16 protein-coding genes and 1 pseudogene are annotated in these 19,397 nt (G+C 60.4%); 10 read left to right on the top strand and 7 right to left on the bottom strand.

The annotated features are described in order from the left end of the window. Positions 1–65: 65 nt before the first annotated feature. Both ettA and ACQY1L_RS05205 read right to left on the bottom strand, forming a co-directional pair. Positions 66–1,715 (bottom strand): energy-dependent translational throttle protein EttA, encoded by a 1,650-nt coding sequence (gene ettA, locus ACQY1L_RS05210; RefSeq protein WP_062456108.1) that lies wholly within the window; start codon positions 1,713–1,715, stop codon positions 66–68. A gap of 120 nt (positions 1,716–1,835) precedes the next feature. Beyond that, positions 1,836–3,638 (bottom strand): hypothetical protein, encoded by a 1,803-nt coding sequence (locus tag ACQY1L_RS05205; RefSeq protein WP_430243156.1) that lies wholly within the window; start codon positions 3,636–3,638, stop codon positions 1,836–1,838. A 149-nt stretch (positions 3,639–3,787) separates the two neighbouring features. Here ACQY1L_RS05205 and ACQY1L_RS05200 point away from each other — a divergent pair, with 149 nt between their 5' ends. From ACQY1L_RS05200 to ACQY1L_RS05180, 5 genes are read left to right on the top strand one after another with little or no spacing between them, the layout of a single operon-like run. Further along, positions 3,788–4,750 carry an alpha/beta fold hydrolase gene (locus ACQY1L_RS05200; RefSeq protein ID WP_430243154.1) on the top strand — a complete coding sequence of 321 codons (963 nt, stop codon included), beginning with the start codon at positions 3,788–3,790 and terminating at the stop codon, positions 4,748–4,750. 54 nt (positions 4,751–4,804) lie between these two features. After that, positions 4,805–5,770 (top strand): DMT family transporter, encoded by a 966-nt coding sequence (locus tag ACQY1L_RS05195; RefSeq protein ID WP_430243152.1) that lies wholly within the window; start codon positions 4,805–4,807, stop codon positions 5,768–5,770. A gap of 2 nt (positions 5,771–5,772) precedes the next feature. Further along, a complete protein-coding gene (locus ACQY1L_RS05190) occupies positions 5,773–6,972 on the top strand; it encodes a CaiB/BaiF CoA transferase family protein (RefSeq protein WP_430261979.1) in 1,200 nt (399 codons plus the stop codon). Beyond that, entirely contained in the window at positions 6,969–8,618 is a 1,650-nt protein-coding gene (locus tag ACQY1L_RS05185; protein ID WP_430243148.1) for a thiamine pyrophosphate-binding protein, read from the top strand. Before ACQY1L_RS05190 ends, ACQY1L_RS05185 begins: the two co-directional genes overlap by 4 nt. A gap of 55 nt (positions 8,619–8,673) precedes the next feature. Next, positions 8,674–8,796, top strand: a complete 123-nt coding sequence (locus tag ACQY1L_RS05180) for a hypothetical protein (protein WP_256413794.1) — start codon at positions 8,674–8,676, stop codon at positions 8,794–8,796. 77 nt (positions 8,797–8,873) lie between these two features. Here the strand turns inward: ACQY1L_RS05180 and ACQY1L_RS05175 are convergent, their stop codons facing one another. The 3 genes from ACQY1L_RS05175 to ACQY1L_RS05165 form a co-directional block, all read right to left on the bottom strand. After that, positions 8,874–9,215, bottom strand: coding sequence for a RidA family protein (locus tag ACQY1L_RS05175; protein ID WP_430243146.1), 342 nt, complete (start codon positions 9,213–9,215; stop codon positions 8,874–8,876). 79 nt (positions 9,216–9,294) lie between these two features. After that, positions 9,295–9,633: a TIGR01244 family sulfur transferase gene (locus tag ACQY1L_RS05170; RefSeq protein WP_430243144.1), complete on the bottom strand. Its 339-nt coding sequence runs from the start codon at positions 9,631–9,633 to the stop codon at positions 9,295–9,297. 74 nt (positions 9,634–9,707) lie between these two features. After that, the gene (locus ACQY1L_RS05165; RefSeq protein WP_430243142.1) at positions 9,708–10,547 is read right to left on the bottom strand and encodes a DUF4432 family protein; all 840 of its coding nucleotides are present in this window, start codon (positions 10,545–10,547) and stop codon (positions 9,708–9,710) included. 181 nt (positions 10,548–10,728) lie between these two features. Between ACQY1L_RS05165 and ACQY1L_RS05160 the strand changes: the two genes are divergently transcribed. Further along, positions 10,729–12,147: a L,D-transpeptidase gene (locus ACQY1L_RS05160; protein ID WP_174196496.1), complete on the top strand. Its 1,419-nt coding sequence runs from the start codon at positions 10,729–10,731 to the stop codon at positions 12,145–12,147. A gap of 78 nt (positions 12,148–12,225) precedes the next feature. Here the strand turns inward: ACQY1L_RS05160 and ACQY1L_RS05155 are convergent, their stop codons facing one another. Together ACQY1L_RS05155 and ACQY1L_RS05150 are read right to left on the bottom strand one after the other, a co-directional pair. Beyond that, entirely contained in the window at positions 12,226–12,942 is a 717-nt protein-coding gene (locus ACQY1L_RS05155) for a ParA family protein (RefSeq protein ID WP_062456077.1), read from the bottom strand. A 215-nt stretch (positions 12,943–13,157) separates the two neighbouring features. Beyond that, positions 13,158–14,656: pseudogene (locus ACQY1L_RS05150) on the bottom strand (amino acid permease). Positions 14,657–15,323: 667 nt separating this feature from the next. Between ACQY1L_RS05150 and ACQY1L_RS05145 the strand changes: the two are divergent. The 4 genes from ACQY1L_RS05145 (at position 15,324) to ACQY1L_RS05130 (ending at position 19,272) form a co-directional block, all read left to right on the top strand. After that, positions 15,324–16,427 carry an ABC transporter substrate-binding protein gene (locus ACQY1L_RS05145; RefSeq protein ID WP_062581155.1) on the top strand — a complete coding sequence of 368 codons (1,104 nt, stop codon included), beginning with the start codon at positions 15,324–15,326 and terminating at the stop codon, positions 16,425–16,427. Positions 16,428–16,507: 80 nt separating this feature from the next. Next, positions 16,508–17,383, top strand: a complete 876-nt coding sequence (locus ACQY1L_RS05140; protein WP_113110683.1) for an ABC transporter permease — start codon at positions 16,508–16,510, stop codon at positions 17,381–17,383. Positions 17,384–17,394: 11 nt separating this feature from the next. Further along, complete coding sequence (locus tag ACQY1L_RS05135; protein ID WP_113167065.1) at positions 17,395–18,183, top strand: ABC transporter permease; 789 nt, start codon at positions 17,395–17,397, stop codon at positions 18,181–18,183. Positions 18,184–18,210: 27 nt separating this feature from the next. Next, on the top strand, positions 18,211–19,272 hold the full coding sequence (locus ACQY1L_RS05130; RefSeq protein WP_430243138.1) for an ABC transporter ATP-binding protein: 1,062 nt from the start codon (positions 18,211–18,213) through the stop codon (positions 19,270–19,272). The last annotated feature ends 125 nt before the right edge of the window (positions 19,273–19,397 follow it).

Below are 19,397 nucleotides of genomic sequence, written 5' to 3'. Positions count from 1 at the left end.
GGCATTCCTACAAAAAAACCCGGGGACGACCCCGGGTTTTTGTAAGCTTCAAACTGCGTCTGCAGTTAGCGTGTCAGACGCTTGTGGGCCTGGCTGCCGGGATTGAGAGCATCAGGGCCGAGACGACGGATCTTGTCCTCTTCGTAATCCTCGAAGTTGCCTTCGAACCATTCCACATGGCCATCGCCTTCGAACGCGAGGATATGCGTCGCCAACCGGTCAAGGAACATGCGATCATGGCTGATGATGATCGCGCAGCCGGCAAACGCTTCGAGCGCGCTTTCGAGAGCGCCCAGTGTTTCCGTATCAAGGTCGTTGGTCGGTTCGTCGAGCAGCAGAACGTTGCCGCCGGCCTTCAGCATCTTGGCAAGGTGGACGCGGTTACGCTGACCACCCGACAGGTTGCCGACCTTCTGCTGCTGATCGCCGCCCTTGAAGTTGAAGGCGCCGCAATAGGCGCGGGAGTTCATGTCGAACTTGCCGAGCTTGATGACTTCGGCACCGCCCGAGATTTCTTCCCACACCGTCTTGTTGCCGTCGAGAGCATCGCGGCTCTGGTCGACATAGCCGAGATGCACGGTTTCACCGATGCGGACAGAACCGGCATCCGGCTTTTCCTGTCCGGTGATCATCTTGAACAGGGTCGTCTTGCCGGCGCCGTTCGGGCCGATAATGCCGACGATACCGCCCGGTGGCAGCTTGATCGACAGGTCGTTGATCAGCGTGCGGCCTTCAAAGCCCTTGTTGATGCCTTCCATCTCGATCACCACCTGGCCGAGACGCTCGGACACGGGGATGATGATCTGCGCATCGCCGGGACGGATGCCGTCGGCAGCATCGACCAGCTGTTCGTAGGCCTTGATACGGGCCTTCGACTTGGCCTGACGGGCCTTCGGGCTGGAGGCGATCCATTCCTGTTCGCGCGAAATCGCCTTCTGGCGGCCGGCATCTTCGCGGGACTCCTGCTGCATGCGCTTGGCCTTCGCCAGCAGGTAAGCCGAGTAGTTGCCTTCGTATGGAATCCCGCGGCCGCGGTCGAGCTCGAGGATCCAGCCGGTGACGTTGTCGAGGAAGTAGCGATCGTGGGTGATCATCATCACGGCGCCGGGATAGTCGCGCAGGTGCTTTTCGAGCCAGGCGATGGTCTCGGCGTCAAGGTGGTTGGTCGGTTCGTCGAGCAGCAGCAGGTCCGGCTGCGACAGAAGCAGGCGGCAGAGCGCGATACGGCGACGTTCACCACCCGAAAGCAGCGTGACGTCCGAATCCTTCGGCGGGCAGCGCAGGGCTTCCATTGCCATTTCGACCTGCTTGTCGAGATCCCAGAGGTTCTGTGCGTCGATGACGTCCTGGAGCTTGGCGCCTTCGTCGGCGGTCTCGTCGGAATAGTTCATCATCAGTTCGTTGTAGCGCTCGAGCACCGCGGTCTTGGCAGCAACGCCGACCATGACGTTCTCGAAAGCCGTCTTCGTTGGGTCGAGATGCGGTTCCTGCTCGAGATAGCCGACGGTCGCACCTTCAGCGAGCCAGGCCTCACCGGTGAACTCCTTGTCCTGTCCAGCGATGATGCGCAGAACCGTCGACTTACCCGCGCCGTTCGGACCGAGGATACCGATCTTGGCATCCGGATAGAAGGACAGGTTGACGTTCTCGAGGATCTTCTTGGCGCCGTAGGACTTGTTCAGCCCCGACATGTGATAGATGAACTGACGTGCCATGGATAAATGTGCTCCGGGGAATTTGTTTGCCCGCTATGTAGGCGAAGACGGGCTTGGGAGCAACGCATACGAGGCGCAAACCATGCGCTTTCCGAACGGAATCGTGGCACCGGAGGCTTTCTAGCGCAGGTTTGCGTGGTCGATCCGGAAAAGCTGAAACGGATTTGCGCGACCGGTCTCGAGCCGTGCGAGACCGGGCCAGTCCTTGCCCGCGGACAATGCATCGTAGAGCGGCGCCGATCCAGGCTCAGCCTGCGCAGGGAAACGGCAGACCGCCACATAATCGAACGGTGCAAGCGCTTCGCGACGCGTCTCTGGGTCGGTTGTGATGAGGGCTGTATAGGCGTTCGCCATCCCGTGTGAGGCCCGATGAAACGGAATCGGCCCGACCGTCAGCCCTGAAGGCATCGGGTTCCTCAGCACCGACATGGCAAGTGTCGGGGGTGCTAGAAGATGCCCTTCTCCGAGATTTGAGAGAGCGGACATGTCGCCGGCCTTGCAGTCGTCGATGGTCATCGCCTGAACGGCATCGCCATGTATCGTTTGTGGCCGCGAAAGGCCCCAGAGACCGACCATGAGCAGAAAGACGCCGGTCCCGACGCTGAACAAGGTCCTTGACGCTCGGCCGGGCTGCCTTGATGTCTGATCGATATGGCGGAGCGCCAGTGGCACGAAAAGTGCGGCGAAGACGAATGGAAAGCGGATATAGCGAAGCAGACCGGTTGCCAGAAGCACACTGACGAGTGCGGTGACGAACAGGATCGCAAGGGCAGGATTACCGGCGCGAACCTCACTCAAGACCCGTGGCGCCGCAAGAGCCAGTATGGTGAGGAAAATACCGATCAACAAGATGCCCGGCAACGGCGAGCCGCCTGCATAATGGAGCAGTCCCTGCTCCTGCGGCACCCGGTCGAACCATAGCTGCTTGGCGAGCGGATCCATCCCGGCATAGGGGCCCGCAAGGCATTCAGGAAAAGAGATTCCGGTTGCAACGATGACGCCGATCGAGGCAGCGGCAAGAACGGCGAGTTTTACCCAGCCGGATGCATCGGCGAAACATCTGCAGGCAATCCAGGATGTGCCGGACAGACCGACAAGAAGAACGATATAGGGTGCAGAAAACGCATCGCACTGCGTCGACATCGTACCCGAGGCACCAAGCAGTGCCAAAGCTGTTGGAACAGTGGCGATACATATTGTGGCCGACGCCGCCGAGAGCGTTTCGGCCGCCCTGGTCGCCCCTGCGACGAATGCCACAACAAGTCCGCCGAACATGATGACCAGGAACGGCAGACCTTCGAGTGCGATGGCGACCGACATGACGGTGCCTACCCCGACAACGATACCGCCGATACGATCGAAGCGGACAAGACCGTAGGCGACGGCCATCAAAGCAACGATCTGGACATTGTGATGGTCGATCCGACCGGGCACAAATTCGAAGACCGCATACAGCATCGCAAACGTCCCAGCCGCCAGCCGGAGATAATGAATACCCTCGGTGATCGGAGCAATGCGTTTCCAGATCATGGCAACAAACAGCCCATAGACCGAAAGCAGCATCGGCGGCCAGATCAGCAGGGATGCGGAGATGGCGCCGTCGCGGCCGAGCAGCGGCGTCAGCAGAAGCGAAAGGCCGGCATAGGGAAGGTCGACGAGACGAGACCAGGGCGAGACGTAGATCCCTGGGCTGTCGATCATCGGCAATGTCACGTCCCAGAAGGACCCGGATGCGGATAACAGATGGCGAATCTGAACGCCCCGGAGAACATCATCCACATCCGCGAAGAACAGCCGTCCATCGGAAAGGTCGAGTAGCAGCAAAAGGATTGCCGTCAGGTAGACAACGAAAAAGATCCGCAGAAGCGATCCTTCCTGCCGCGTCGATGACGCGCCTGCCTCGCCTCTCCTCGCGCCAGCCATCCTCGAAGCCACCTGCGTTTTGCCCTTCAGCACCGGCTTACCTAGCTTGAATTAACATTGCGCTACCGGATTGCCTCTGCGAAAGATCGAACGGGAGAAGCGGCCGGGCAGGACAAGCGACTGACAGCGTCGGTGCCGCAGGAATAGCGATGTTTGACACAACCAACTGGCTCAATAGTTCGACGGGCGCACGCATAGCATTTCATCATCAACCCGCGACATCGGACGGCCGTGGCGTCATCCTCGTCTTGCACGGTCTCGCCGACCATTCCCGCCGTTACCGGCGGTTTGCCGAAGCGATGGCGACGCACGGTTTTCATGTCTATGCGCCCGACCACCGCGGCCATGGCGAGACCACGGCACCCGGCATACCGCTCGGCCGCTTTGCTTTGCGCAACGGTGCAAGGCATGTAACTGCGGATGTGAAAGCGGTTCGCGATCTCGCGGCTGATGCCCATCCGGACCTGCCGATCATTCTCGTCGGGCATTCGATGGGCGGCCTCATCGCCCTCAATGCCGCGATCGATTATCCGCAGGCCTTCGACGGGATTGCCGTCTGGAACTCCAACTTCGATCCAGGCCTTGCCGGGCGCGGTGCCCAGGCAATTCTGCTTGTCGAGCGCGCGCTGAAAGGGTCTGATGTTCCAAGCACGCATCTGCCGAAACTCACTTTCGGGGCATGGGGAAAATCGATCCCCGGCCATCGCACGGATTTCGACTGGCTGAGCCACGACCAAACCGAAGTCGATGCCTATGTTGCCGACCCGCTCTGCGGTTTCGATGCCAGCGTCTCGCTCTGGCTCGACATCTTCGAGATGTCCTACCGGGGACCCGCGCTTCTGGACCGCCTGCCCGCCGACTTGCCGGTCAATCTGGTCGGTGGCACGGACGATCCGGCGACGGATGGAGGGCGCGCCATCCGCTGGCTCGCGGACAGGTTCCAGAAACGCGGCATGCACAATGTCGAGACGATCATCTACCCGCAAACCCGCCACGAGACCCTGAACGATCGCGTCCGCGACCGCGCGACCAACGCCTGCGCCGAATGGGCGAAAACGCTCACCTCGCGTCGCTCAGATCCGTCGCGCGATACCCGCAAGCAAACGGAATGAGTTCATGACATTTCCTCAAGTGCGCTCGGAGAATGCCGAAGGTATAGCTTCGCCATGACGTCACCGCATGCGCATACGAGACCTGCTCTGCAAGCGTCCGGCATTTCCGCCGGCATGGGCCTGATGCTGCTTGCCATGCTGATCACGCCGCTGATCGACGTGTTTTCCAAGCTTGCGACTGCCAACGCCTCCCCAACGCTCATCACGATGGTGCGCTTCATCGTCCAGGGCCTTTGCATGCTGCCGATCGTGCTGTGGACCGGGTCATGGCGCAATTTCTCCTGGGAGCTCAGTTTCTATCACGCCATCCGCGCGGCCGTGATCACGCTCTCGATGATCTGCTTCGTCGCAACGCTCGCCGTCATGGAAGTTGCCGATGCCGTCGCGATCTTCTTCGTCGAGCCGATTATCCTCACCGTCATGTCGTCGATCTTCCTCAAGGAAATCATCGGCTGGCGGCGCTACACGGCTTGCGGCGTCGGCTTCCTGGGCGCGATGATCGTCATCCGCCCGAGCTTCCAGGAAATTGGCTATATCGCGGTATTGCCCGTGGTCACAGCTTTCGGCGTCGCCGTCTTCGCCCTGATGACGCGGGCGCTCGCCCATCGCGAAAACCCATGGTCGATGCAGTTTCAGATGTCGCTCTGGGGAATTCCGATATCAGGTGCCCTCCTCCTGATCGGTCATGTCAGCGGCATCGAATTTATGGCCCCCTCGGTCCCCGATTTGACGACGACCACATGGATGGTCGGCGTCGGCACCGTCGCTGCCCTCTCCGGCCTGCTTGCCGTCTATGCCTATCGCGCCGCGCCCGCCTCGGTCATTGCGCCGCTTCAGTATTTCGAGATCGTCTCGGCCACTTTGCTGGGCTGGCTGGTGTTCGGTGATTTCCCGGATCCGGTCAAATGGCTCGGCATCTCCATCATCATCGGGTCAGGCCTCTACATCATCTGGCGCGAACGCCGCGCCGCCTCGCTCAAGCCCGTCACCAACAGCGAAAACACAGTGGTAAGCCCCTGATCATGGATGAGCCGAAGAAAAAGCCGCCGCTTGCCGGCATTCGCGTTCTCGAACTGGCCCGCGTGCTCGCAGGCCCCTGGGCCGGCCAGATGCTGGCCGATATGGGTGCCGATGTGGTCAAGGTCGAAAACCCTGATGGCGGCGATGATACCCGCGCCTGGGGCCCTCCCTTCGTCGAAAGCATCGACGGCGAAAACCTCTCTGCCGCCTATTACCATTCGACCAACCGGGGAAAGCGGTCGATCGCGGTCGATCTCAAGACCGAAGAAGGCCAGGACATCGTCCGCCGCCTCGCCGCGCAGTCGGACGTCCTGATCGAGAACTTCAAGGTCGGCGGCCTCAACAAATACGGGCTCGACTACGAGAGCCTGAAGGCGATCAATCCGAAACTGGTCTATTGCTCGATTACCGGTTTCGGCCAGGACGGGCCCTATGCGAGCCTTGCCGGCTACGACTATATCGTCCAGGGCATGTCCGGCTTCATGTCGATCACTGGCGAACCCGACGGCCAGCCGATGAAGTCGGGCGTCGCCATCGCCGACATCTTTACCGGCATCTATTCCGTCACCGCCATCCAGAGCGCGCTGATCCACGTCATGAGGACGGGCGAAGGCCAGCATATCGACATGGCGCTGCTCGATGTCATGTCGGCGGTCCTTGCCAACCAGAACATGAACTACCTGATATCAGGCATCTCGCCGGTCCGCCTCGGCAACGCCCATCCGAACATCTCTCCTTACGAGGTGATCAACGTGCAGGACGGCTACATCATTCTCGCCGTTGGAAATGACGGACAGTTCCGCCGTTTCTGCCGAATTCTCGGCATCGAGCACGTCGCGGATGACGAGCGGTTTTCCACCAACAAGGCGCGCGTCGCGCACCGGATCGAGGTCCGCAGTCTCCTGATCGCCGAGACGATCAAGTGGACCAAGGCTGATCTCTTGTCCGCCTGCGGCGACAATGCCGTGCCTGTCGGACCGATCAATTCGATCGGCGAAATGTTCGAGGATCCCCAGGTCAAGGCGCGCGGCCTGCGTGTCGATCTGGAGGCAGCCGACGGCACCATCATTCCCGGCGTCCGCAGCCCGATCGTGCTATCGGAGACGCCGCTTGCCTATCACCGGCCAAGCCCGAACGTGGGCGAGCACACGGCCGAAATTCTTGCCGAACTGAACATGATCGAGAAGGAGCGCAATCGATGAAGACGGGTGGAGAACTGATCGTCGAGGCACTGAAGGCAAACGGGGTGAGCAGAGTGTCCTGCGTTCCGGGCGAGAGCTATCTTGCCGTGCTCGACGCGCTCTATGAAAGCGGTATCGAGGTTCTCGTTTGCCGCCAGGAAGGCGGCGCGGCGATGATGGCGGACAGCTGGGGTCGCCTGACGGGCGAACCCGGCATCTGCATGGTCACCCGCGGTCCGGGCGCCACCAACGCGTCGGCTGGGCTTCACATCGCCAAGCAGGATTCGATCCCGATGATCCTGTTCATCGGCCAGATCGGCCGCGACATGAAGGAACGCGAAGCCTTCCAGGAAGTCGAATACCGGCGCGCCTTTACCGAATTCGCCAAATGGGTCGGCGAAATCGACGATGCCCGCCGCATTCCGGAATTCGTCACCCGCGCCTTTGCCGTTGCTACCTCCGGCCGCCCCGGCCCGGTCGTGCTGACACTGCCGGAGGACATGCTGACGGAAGCGGTCGAGGCGGTTCAGGCCCGCCCCTATACGCCGGTCGAAAGCCATCCCGGCAAGAGCCAGATCGCGACCTTAGACGAGATGCTGCGCAATGCAAGGCGGCCGATGGTGATCCTTGGCGGCACCCGCTGGGACGAGAAGACGGTCTCGGACTTCCAGGATTTCGCCAGCCGCTTCAAACTTCCGGTCGGCTGCTCCTTCCGTCGCCAGATGCTGTTTGATCACCTCCACCCATCCTATGCCGGCGATGTTGGTATCGGCATCAACCCGGCGCTTGCCTATGAGATCAAGGATAGCGATCTGCTGATCCTCATCGGCGCCCGCATGTCGGAAATGCCGTCCTCGTCCTATACGCTGCTCGACATTCCCTACCCCAAGCAGACCCTGGTCCATGTCTACCCGGATCCGGAAGAGCTTGGCCGTATGTACCGCCCGGATCTGGCGATCTGCGCGGCACCGGCGGAATTCGTCGCGGCCATTAAGGATCTGCAATCGCCGGCGCTGCCGCTCTGGACCGAGCGCAAATCGTCGATGCACGATTCCTACCTGAAATGGTCGACCCCTCCGAAAAGCGGCCCCGGCAACGTCCACATGGGACCGATCATGGCCTGGATCGAGGAAAACGTTCCGACCGACGCGATCTTCACCAATGGTGCCGGCAACTACGCCACCTGGGTGCACCGGTACCACCGGTTCCGGAAATACAACACCCAGTCGGCACCGACATCAGGATCGATGGGCTACGGCCTTCCGGCGGCGGTTGCCGCCAAGCAGCTGTTTCCGGAACGCGAAGTCGTCTGCTTTGCTGGCGATGGCTGCTTCATGATGCACGGCCAGGAATTCATCACCGCGGTCCGCTACGGATTGCCGATCATCACAGTGCTCGTCAACAACGGCATCTACGGCACGATCCGCATGCATCAGGAACGGGAATATCCGGGCCGCGTCTCGGCGACGGATCTCGTCAATCCGGATTTCGTCGCCTATGCGCAAGCCTTCGGTGGTCATGGCGAGCTGGTCGAGAAGACGCAGGATTTCGGTCCGGCCTACCTGCGTGCCCGCGAAAGCGGAAAGCCGGCCATCATCGAAGTCAGGCTCGATCCGGAAGCGATCACGCCGGCGAAAACGCTGACCCAGATCCGCAACAGGAACTGAGGCATCTGCGAAGTCAGCCGGCGGAACATTTCGCCGGCCAAGCCGTTGATGGCGCATGGCAAATGACACAAAACGCAAAGCACTGGGCGGCATGACGACCTTCGTCGCCGTCATCTTCTTCATCGGTCTCGCGCTCGCGGCCTACTACTTCATCGGCATGACGCCGGGCGAGCCGTGATCCTGAGCGATCGTCAATACAAAAAGGGGGCCGGTGAAAACTGGCCCCCTTTTTTCATGTCCGTATGAACCGAGCGATCAGATCGCCGCGGTAACGATGAATTCGACCTTGTATTTTGGCGCAGCCAGCTTGGCTTCGCTGGTGGCGCGGGCCGGTGTGTTGGCAGGGTCGACCCATGCTTCCCAGGCGGCGTTCATTTCAGCGAAATCCGCGATGTCGGAAAGATAGATCAGGGTCTGCAGGATCTTCGACTTGTCGGAACCGGCAGCGGCCAGCAGACGATCGACTTCGGCGAGCGCGTCCTTGCACTGGTCGGTAACGCTGTCGCCGTCGCCAACCTGGCCGGCCAGATAGACGGTGTTGCCATGGACGACGGCGCCGCTCATGCGGGCGCCGGGCTCGATACGCTGAATGCTCATAAAATGCTCCTGAATGCTGAGCTTCGGAAATGCAGGACGCGGCAAGCCGCGACCCTGCGTGGAAAAGGCTTGGGACCGATCAGCCGCGCAGGCGCGAGCTCTGTTCGTAGATTGCCGTGGAGCGTGCGCCCGAGCGGCAATAGCCGAGCATCGGCTTGGGGAAATCTTCGAGCACGTCGACCATCTCGGTCACGCCTTCCGGTGTCAGGCCCATGCGGCCGACCGGGATATGGCGGATGTCGAGACCGAGCTCCTTGGCGCGTGCCTCGATCGCGGCAAAATCCGGCTGGCCGGACTCTTCCTCGTCGGGGCGGTTGCAGACGATGGACTTGAAGCCGAGCGCCTTGATCTGATCGAGGTCTTCGACCGTGATCTGGCCTGAGACCGAGTATTCGTCGTTGATCTCGCGGATATCCATGGCAGAGCCTCCATTCTCGATAGGGCGCAAGCTTTACGATGCACCCTCGGGAGCGTCAATCGCCAAGCGGCCTTTTACGCAAACACGAAGCTCAAGCCGTAGTCGGCGCTTTCGCCGGGTTGGAGCCATTTCAGCTCGCCGGACGCTTCAAGTTCGCTGCGGCTCGCCAGCCGGTGCGAGACGGGCTCGATCCCCAGCACATGCGCCGGAGCCTTCTGGTTGCGCCACATCTGCAGGTATGGAAGCGTGTGGGTCCTGAAACGCACCTTGAGCGTCAGACCACCGAGCGCCGCGATCGGCCCCAATGCCACTTCCGCCCAGGGATCAGCATCGCCCTCACCCTTCGCCTCTACGCAGAATACGCTTCCCGGCTCCGGTCCGAAATTCCAGGCCATGTCTTTTTGCTCGAACATCGCGCCCGAAAGACGAACATTGTCGTCCAGCAGCCAGGCCCCGATATTCATATGGTACATGTGGACCCGGGCGATGGCTTTCGTGCCGGTGTTCGTCACCCTGTCGGACAGGCAGACTTCGCCGGTCACACCATCGATCCGCCAGTGGCGCTCCAGAAGCGCCGATCCTCCGTCGGCCGTGGCAACCGCGATGCGCGCCCGGCATTCGGCATCCTCCATATCCCAGAACACGATCTCGGCCGGGTGCGACGAGAAGGAGCCGTGCAGCGGAAACTTCGCGCCATCGGGACGACCGGGTATGGGTTCGGGATGACGGATGTGGTCGGGACCGCAGGTAAACAAAAACCCTTCCAGCGAGTGATCGATTCGCGGATCGCCGTCGTCGGGAATGGCCCGGCCGGGCGCAATGTCGATGCCGCCGACGAAACACGCGCCGATATCCAGCACAGACGCCTCGTCCAGGGTGAGCTTCGGCCCGTTTCCTGCTGAAAACGCTTTCATAAAACCTCCCTCACGGCGCCTCTCGCCGGATCGTGATCGAATTTACCATCGGTTCATAACGAATTCACTTTTCTCACGGTAAAGTCGAAATTACGTTGTCTATGGCACCAGATACGGAGTCGGGAACCATATGCGCATTCCCCCGCTTACCGTAGACGGAATAATTTCTTTCGGTGGAAACGTGAAGCGTCTCATTCTCGCAAGTATCAGCCTAATGGCAATATCAGCAGCCTTCGGGCCATCGTCGGCGCAGGCTCAGAGCGGATATCGCTATCAGCAGCAGACGACCCTCGTGGCACCTGACGGCGCCATACTCGACTACATGCCGGATCCGCGCGACGTGGTGATCAGCCGCGACGGTATGGGCCGCCGCGTCTATCTCGATCGCCGCGGAAACATCGTTGCGACCGAAACGCGCCAGGATGCCTACCGCCCCCAGCAGGCGGAATATCCGCCGGCACCGAGTGGCTACCGCAACCGTCGCGACACCGTCTATCAACCGCAGGATCAGTATCCGCAAGACCAGGGCGGATATCAGGATTACCGCCAGTATCGTCCCGGCGAAGAACCGGGTGCCGTGACCGGGTCGATTGCCGGCCCCGGTTCGATTACCCGCGAGCCACTTACCAACGATGCACTTCCCGGCATCGACGAGAACTATTCCGAGCCCGAAGAAGCCTCGATCGACCCGAATGCGGGCTCGCAGCTTCCGGCACCGCAGCATGATGCCAAACCGGTCATCACCGTCACTAAGAAGCCGCAGGCCGAGATCGCCGCACTCCAGGTGTTTCTTGACCGCGAGGGCATTTCGCCGGGTGTGATCGACGGCCATCTTGGCGACAACGTCAACAAGGCGATCGCCGCCTGGCAGGAAATGACCGGCGAGACGCTTGATCCGAACAATTCCGAAGACATCATGCAGCGCCTGACCTATTCGGGCGGCCTGCCGATCATCGATTATACGATCACGGCCGCGGACGCTGCCGGACCATATGTTGCGTCTATCCCGGAAGACTACGCTCACAAGGCCACTCTGCCGGCTATGTCCTACACATCCGTGACCGAAAAGCTCGCTGAGCAGTTCCACATGGATGAGAACTACCTGAAGTCGCTCAACCCGAACGTCGACTTCACCATTCCCGGCATGACCATCAAGGTGATCAACCCCGGCACGCCGAAGACCGGACAGGTGACGCGGATCGTTGCCGACAAGTATCGCAAGCAGGTCTTCGCCTACGGTGAAGACGGCGTTCTGATTTCGGCTTATCCGGCCACGATCGGTTCGAGCGATACGCCATCGCCGTCGGGCAACCATACCGTCCAGCGCATCGCGCTCGATCCGGGCTACACCTACAATCCGAAGATCAACTTCACACAGGGCAACAACACCCAGATCCTGCAGATCCCTCCGGGTCCGAACGGCCCGGTTGGCACGGTCTGGATCGCCTTGTCGAAACCCACCTACGGCATTCACGGCACGCCGGAGCCTTCCAAGATCGGCAAGACCAACAGCCACGGCTGCGTGCGCCTCACCAATTGGGATGCGACGGAACTTGCCAAGATGGTCAAGCCCGGCACGACCGTCGAATTCCTCGAGTAGGTTTTGCCAGACTTAACAACGCAAAAAGCCTCTCCGGCAAACCGGAGAGGCTTTTTTTATGGCTACGTTGAATTGGCTTCAGGCGGCGTTTCGGCGAAACGGAAACAGTTTCGATCCCATCGAGCGCACGACGCGGACAGGCATCATGCGCATCACTTCCTGAGCGAAACTGCGCGCATTGTCTTTTGCCTTGTCGACATTGCTGACCTTTGTCGCGTCGAGCGTGTGCAGGGTTCCGCCGGTCTCGAACAATTCCTTGAACGCGACCCGTTCGCCGATCGACGTCTCCAGCACATTGACGCCCTTGGCCGCCAGCAACCCCTTGATCGCCAGCATGGCGCGCGTCGTCACCATCGAGGTGACACGGGTAAGGACGACGGAATGGGGAATGTCGAGCTTGGCCTTGTCCTTCATCTGCGCGAGCAGATCGAGAATCTGTGCTGCGCCCTTCGCATCCATCGCCGAGCCCTGGACCGGGATGATGACGTGGTTGGAAAGCCCGATTGCAGTGGTTACCAGCGCGTCTCGCGCGCCGGCAAGATCGATGATGAAGTAGTCGGTCGAAGATGCCATCTCGCGCAGGTGGCATGGAAGCGACGCCGTCGTGACTTCTGAAATCACCGAGAGGTTGGGCACGGGGCCGGAGATCTCGCACCACTGGCTGATCCACTTCTGCGGATCGGCATCGATGATCGTGATGCGAAATCCCTGGTGGGCGAGTTCCGTGGCAAGCAGCAGGGCTGCAGTCGTCTTGCCGGCACCGCCCTTGGCATTGGCAAATGAAATTACGGGCATTCTCGGTCCTTGATGAAATAGAGCCGCATCGCTCACCACCACGCCGCTTCATGCGCAGTTAACGTATTCTTCATGAACTTGGTTAACGAGACGTAAATTAAGGGTTAACGCATATTGCCTGTCACATTTCAGCATGCCGACCTAAAAAGGCTGAGAACGCAAATGTGGCCCGCGAAGCGATCGCGGGCCACGTGTTGATCACGGATGTCTGGGGATCAGACCAGCGCCGCCGCCTGCTTGTGCTCCATCGCGAACTCTTCTTCCGGCGAAAGGATCAGACGATGGCGGCCAACAAGCGCGAAATAGGCGATCGCGACTGCAAACCAGATCACCACCCAGACGACGCCCTTGAAGAAGTTGGGATCCTGAACCTGATAGAGAAGCGTCACCACGGCGATGACGATCGTCAGGACGGCACCCGGGATGCCCAGTGGAGACCGGAACGGCCGCTCGATATTGGGCAGTTTCTTGCGCAGGATGATGAACGAGATCGCCTGCATGATGTAGGAGAACATCGCGCCGAACACCGCCATGTTGAGCAACACGCTGCCGATGGCGCTGCCACCTGCTTCTGCACCGAGCGAAAACCAGATGACCAGCATCACGGCAAGACCGACCAGCGCTCCAGCCAGCATCGCAACGTAGGCGTCTTGTAGGTCGGATGCGTGACCGAGAGCGCCGTCGGGAAATAGCCGGCCCTCGAGAGCGAGTAGATCTGGCGACCCTGTGCATAGAGGATCGTATGGAAGCTGGCGATCAGACCCGTCAGCGCCACCAGACCGAGGATAACGACGCCTCCGTCGCCATAAACGGACTTGAACCCGTCGAGAAGCGGCTCCAGCGCCGTACTCAGATGAAAGGCGCCGACACCCGGCAGAGAAGGATTGAGGAGCACAATCATGAAGGCCGACAGCATCAGCGTCATCATGCCGAGGATGATGCCCTTCGGCATGTCACGCTTCGGATCGACCGATTCTTCTGCCGCCAGCGGCAACTGTTCGATGGCAAGGAACAGCCAGACCGCGAAGGGAAGCGTTGCAAGCACGCCTGTGATCCCGAACGGGAACCAGTCGCCATTGCCTTCAGGCAGTTCGATCGCTGCACCATCAGGTCCGACGCCGATGTTCAGCGCCCAGCGGGAAAAGTCCATGTTGGGGATGGCGCTGACCCAGAAGAACACCAGCACCGCCAGCGAAACGATCGTGATGACCAGCGTCACCTTGAACGACAGTTCGAGGCCGAACACGTTGAGCGCTAGGAAGATGATGTAGAACAGGATCCACAGGATCGGCGAGTAGACGGGATCGAGGCCGAGGATCGAATTCACATAGGCCGTAATGAAGGTAACGATGACGGCGGGCGTGAGCACGTATTCGACGTTCTCGCAGAGCCCTGTAATGAAGCCGCCCCAGGGTCCCATCGCCGTTCGCGCAAAGGAATAGGCAGCACCCGTGTGCGGCAGCGCCGGGCTCATCTCGGCGATCGAGAACGTCAGGCCGAGATACATGACGGCGATGATGATGCCGGCAACCAGCATCCCTCCCCATCCGCCGGTCGCGAAACCGAAATTCCAGCCCGAGAAATGCCCTGAGATGACGGCGCCGACGCCGAGCGCCCAAAGCGACCAGACCCCTGCATAGCGCGAAAGCCCGCGCTTTTCGAAATAGGCAGCATCCGCCTTCTTGTAGCTGACGCCCGCTGATGAACTTTCCATGCCTTCTCTCCTGATCAAAGAAATAGGCAGCGAGGCCGTCCGGCCCGCCGTCCCCGTCCATTCCGGATCCGCCCGCTTTTGTCGGTGTCGGTATCCCGCAGCTCTGGCTGTTCCCTTGGTCTTTCAGTAAACCGGCTGGAGAGTTCCCACACCGGCCCGTCGAAAGCCTGCCTCGACCGTAGGCGGCTTCGTTTCGAATAAACTCGTTCATAGTCTAGGTCGTGAAGTCAGTGCCGGACGCGATGACTGTCCTTTGATCACGCCGACATCGGTCTTGAAGCGATTTCGTGAAGTATGAACACGCATTAACCACGACGAGAATTCTTCACTTCCGCCGCGTCGTCAACGGTAATTTCAGATCTCCTCCATAGGCCCCGTTGACTCGGTCCTGGAAACGAATGTTAATCCTGTCACAAACCGGCGCAGACCGGAGGGAACGGCTTTCTTATGACCGGCAGGATTGACCAGTGATGACAGGGCAAACACGATTGCCGTGTCCGAGCGCAGTTCCCTCCGGACAAACGGATTCAATTGGTGAGGGATATCTTCTAAATTCCTGAAATACAGGCCTGATTTCTAGCATGCGCTTGGAATGCGCGCTGTCACATACGATACACACAATGGCTCTACGAGTCGCGCCGAGACGCTCAACCCCAGGAGGACACCCGTGCTCAAGAACGCCCATCGTCTGCTGTCTCTGACGACAGCAGTCCTCATCGCTTCCACCAGCCTTGCAGCAGCCGAGCCGAGCGCGGAACTGATCGCCGCCGCCAAGAAGGAAGGCGCGCTGACCACCATCGCCCTGCCCCACAGCTGGTGCGGCTACGGCGACGTGATCGCCGGCTTCAAGGCAAAGTACGGAATCGAAGTCAACGAACTGAACCCGGACGCGAGCTCGGGCGACGAAATCGAAGCCATCAAGGCCAACAAGGGCAACAAGGGCCCGCAGGCTCCTGACGTGATCGACGTTGGTCTGTCCTTCGGCCCGTCCGCCAAGGCCGAAGGCCTGATCCAGCCTTACAAGGTTTCCACCTGGGACTCGATCCCGGCTGAAGCCAAGGATGCTGAAGGCTATTGGTACGGCGACTATTACGGCGTTCTCGCGTTCATGGTGAACAAGGATCTCGTCAAGGAATCGCCGAAGGACTGGAAGGATCTTCTGAAGTCCGACTACGCGAACGCCGTCGCACTCGCCGGCGACCCGCGCTCTGCAAACCAGGCTGTCCAGGGCGTCTATGCTGCCGGTCTCTCCGCCGCTAAGGGCGATGCCGCCAAGGCTGGCGAAGAAGGCCTGAAGTTCTTCGCAGAACTCAACAAGGCCGGCAACTTCGTTCCGGTCATCGGCAAGGCTGCCCCGTTCGCACAGGGCTCCACCCCGATCATCATCGCCTGGGACTACAACGCTCTGTCCTGGGGCGAAAGCCTGAAGGGCAACCCGCCTTACGAAGTCGTCGTTCCGCAGTCGGGCGTCGTCGCGGGCGTTTATGTGCAGGCGATCTCCGCTTTCGCACCGCATCCGAACGCTGCCAAGCTGTGGATGGAATACCTCTATTCCGACGAAGGTCAGCTCGGTTGGCTGAAGGGCTATTGCCACCCGATCCGGTTCAACGATCTTGCCAAGAACAACAAGATCCCGAAGGCACTGCTCGACGCCCTGCCGCCGGCCGCGTCCTATGAGAAGGCCGTATTCCCGACACTCGAAGAGCAGGCTGCCGGCAAGACCGCGATCACCACGAAGTGGGATTCCGTGGTCGGCGCCAACGTCAAGTAATCTAGCCTAGACGGCCTTCCCGCTCCGCTTTTATGGGCGCGGGGAGGCCTTTTTCCTCCTCCGACAGAAACACCGGATTCATGTCCACCGCATCATCGTCCTTCATCGACCGCCGTACCGTCGTCGATTGGCTCGGCGTCGCGCCGTTCATGATCTTCGCGTTGATGTTTCTGATCGTCCCGACTTTCTATCTCGTCGTCGGCGCCTTCTTCACGCCCGAGGGAACGTTCACCTTCAAGAATATCGCAGACCTGTTCACGCCGACAATCCTTTCGGCCTACTGGATCTCGATCAAGGTCTCCTTCGCCTCATCGCTCGGTGGCGCGATCATCGGCTTTGCGCTCGCTTGGGCAATCGTTCTTGGTGGCCTGCCGTCCTGGATCCGATCGAGCCTCCTGACTTTCTCCGGTGTCGCCTCGAACTTTGCCGGCGTGCCCCTCGCCTTCGCCTTTATCGCCACGCTCGGCCGCACAGGGCTCGTGACCGTCTTCATGCGCGACTGGTTCGGCTTCAATCTCTATTCGACCGGCTTCAATCTCCTCTCCTTCGTGGGCTTGACCCTCACCTACATGTTCTTCCAGATCCCGCTGATGGTGCTGATCCTGACCCCGGCACTCGACGGTCTGAAGAAGGAGTGGCGTGAAGCCTCCGAGATCCTCGGCGCATCCACCTGGCAATATTGGCGCATGGTGGCGATGCCGATCCTGTGGCCAAGCCTCCTCGGCACCAGCCTGCTTCTGTTCGCCAACGCCTTCGGCGCGATCGCCACGGCCTATGCGCTGACCGGCTCCTCGCTCAACATCGTGCCGATCCTGCTTTATGCGCAAATCCGCGGCGACGTACTGCACAATCCGAACCTCGGCTATGCGCTGGCACTCGGCATGATCGTCATCACCGGCGCCTCCAACGTCTTGTACATCTGGCTGCGCATGCGCGCCGAACGCTGGCAGAAGTGAGGATGCGCGAGATGAAGATGACAAAATTCTTCGCCTGGCTCGCCATCGCCATCGGCGTCATCTACTTTTTCGTGCCGCTGATCGGCACGTTTGAATTCTCGTTGCGCATGCGGCGCGGCGAATACTCGTTCGATGCCTACGACTCGGTGTTTTCGGATGCCGCCTTCCGGGCAACCTTCGGCTTCTCCATGCTGATGGCGCTGCTCACCATCATTTTCGGCATGCTGCTGATTGTGCCGACGGCCTACTGGGTCAGGCTCCGCGTTCCGCAGATGCGTCCGGTGATGGAGTTCATCACCTTGATGCCGCTGGTCATCCCGGCGATCGTCATCGTCTTCGGCTACCTCCGGCTCTACAATTCGTCGTCCTACATCCCGTTCACCGGTTCGACCTTCGGCACCAACGTGCTTCTGGTCATGTCCTACATCACCCTGTCGCTGCCCTACATGTATCGCTCGGTCGATACGGCGATGCGCACCATCGACGTTCGAACCCTCACGGAAGCGGCGGAAATCCTTGGCGCCAAATGGCCGACGATCCTGTTTCGCTGCATCTTCCCGAACGTGATGTCGGGCGTGCTGTCGGGCGCCTTCATCACCTTCGCGATCGTGATGGGCGAGTTCACCATGGCCGCCCTCCTCAACCGACCCGCATTCGGTCCCTATCTCCAGCTCGTGGGCGCCAATAAGGCCTATGAGCCTTCGGCGCTCGCCGTGATCGCCTTTGCAATCACCTGGCTTTCGATGGGCCTGCTCCAGCTCGTTTCCCGTTTCAGCAAGATGGCACCCTCCCGGGCTTAGGGACTGCGCCTCAAGGATTTTCACCTCATGTCGTTTCTCGTTCTCGACGGTATCAAGAAAAGCTTCGGCCAGACGCAGGTCGTCAAGGACTTCCATATGGCGATCGAGAAAGGGGAATTTGTCTCCTTTCTCGGACCGTCCGGTTGCGGCAAGACCACGGTTCTGAGGATGATCGCCGGGTTCGAGAACCCGAGCGACGGCACGATCTTCATCAACGGCCGCAACCAGTCGGGCCTGAAAACCAGCCAGCGCAATATCGGCATGGTGTTCCAGGCCTATGCCCTGTTTCCCAACATGAGCGTGTTCGACAACGTCGCCTTCGGCCTCAAGGTCGCTGGCATGTCGAAGGCGGATATCGACGCCCGCGTGAAGGAAATGCTGAAGCTGATCGGCCTCGAACATTTGGCCGACCGCTACCCGTACCAGATGTCCGGCGGCCAGCAGCAGCGCGTCGCGCTGGCGCGTGCGCTCGCGCCGAAACCGCAGGTCCTGCTGCTGGATGAACCGCTGTCGGCGCTCGACGCAAAGATCCGCGTATCCCTGCGTGAGGAGATCCGCCAGATCCAGATGAAGCTCGGCATCACCACGGTCTTCGTCACCCACGATCAGGAAGAAGCACTGTCCATCTCGGATCGGATCGTCGTCATGAACGCCGGTCGCGCCGACCAGATCGGCACGCCGTCGGAGATCTACAACCGCCCGGCCACCCGCTTCGTCGCATCGTTTGTCGGCACGCTCAACATCATCGATGCGATCGTCGCCGATCCAGCCGCCAACACCATCCGCATCGGCGACAACATCATCACGCTGCGCGAACCGATCGGCGCCTTGAACCAAGGCGACACCGTTTCGATCGCGCTGCGTCCTGAAGCTGGTTCGCTTTCGGAGAGCGCCACGGGCGATACGGCTTTGACCGGCACCGTCGTCTCGACGCATTTCCTTGGCTCCGTCGTGCGCACCAAGGTCACGGTCGGCGGCAACCAGATATCCTTCGACATGTTCAACGCGCCGGACAAGGTGCTGCCGCAGCCAGGCGAAACAGTGACCCTGCGTTTCGCCGCAAGCGACCTGCTGGTGGTCAAGGAATAGGCGCAGCGCGCCGCGAGTGGCGAATGCTTGATCGCTAACAAGACCGCAATATCAAACGGAAGAAGCCGGCAAGTGATTCAACTTGCCGGCTTCTTGATTCAATCTGTGAACATGGCAGCAGACCG

Origin of the sequence: Neorhizobium sp. DAR64862/K0K3 (genome assembly GCF_050500185.1) — a bacterium.
Lineage (GTDB): Bacteria > Pseudomonadota > Alphaproteobacteria > Rhizobiales > Rhizobiaceae > Neorhizobium > Neorhizobium soli.
The sequence above is the reverse complement of the archived record's forward strand: the minus strand, read 5'-3'. Positions and strand labels throughout refer to the sequence as shown.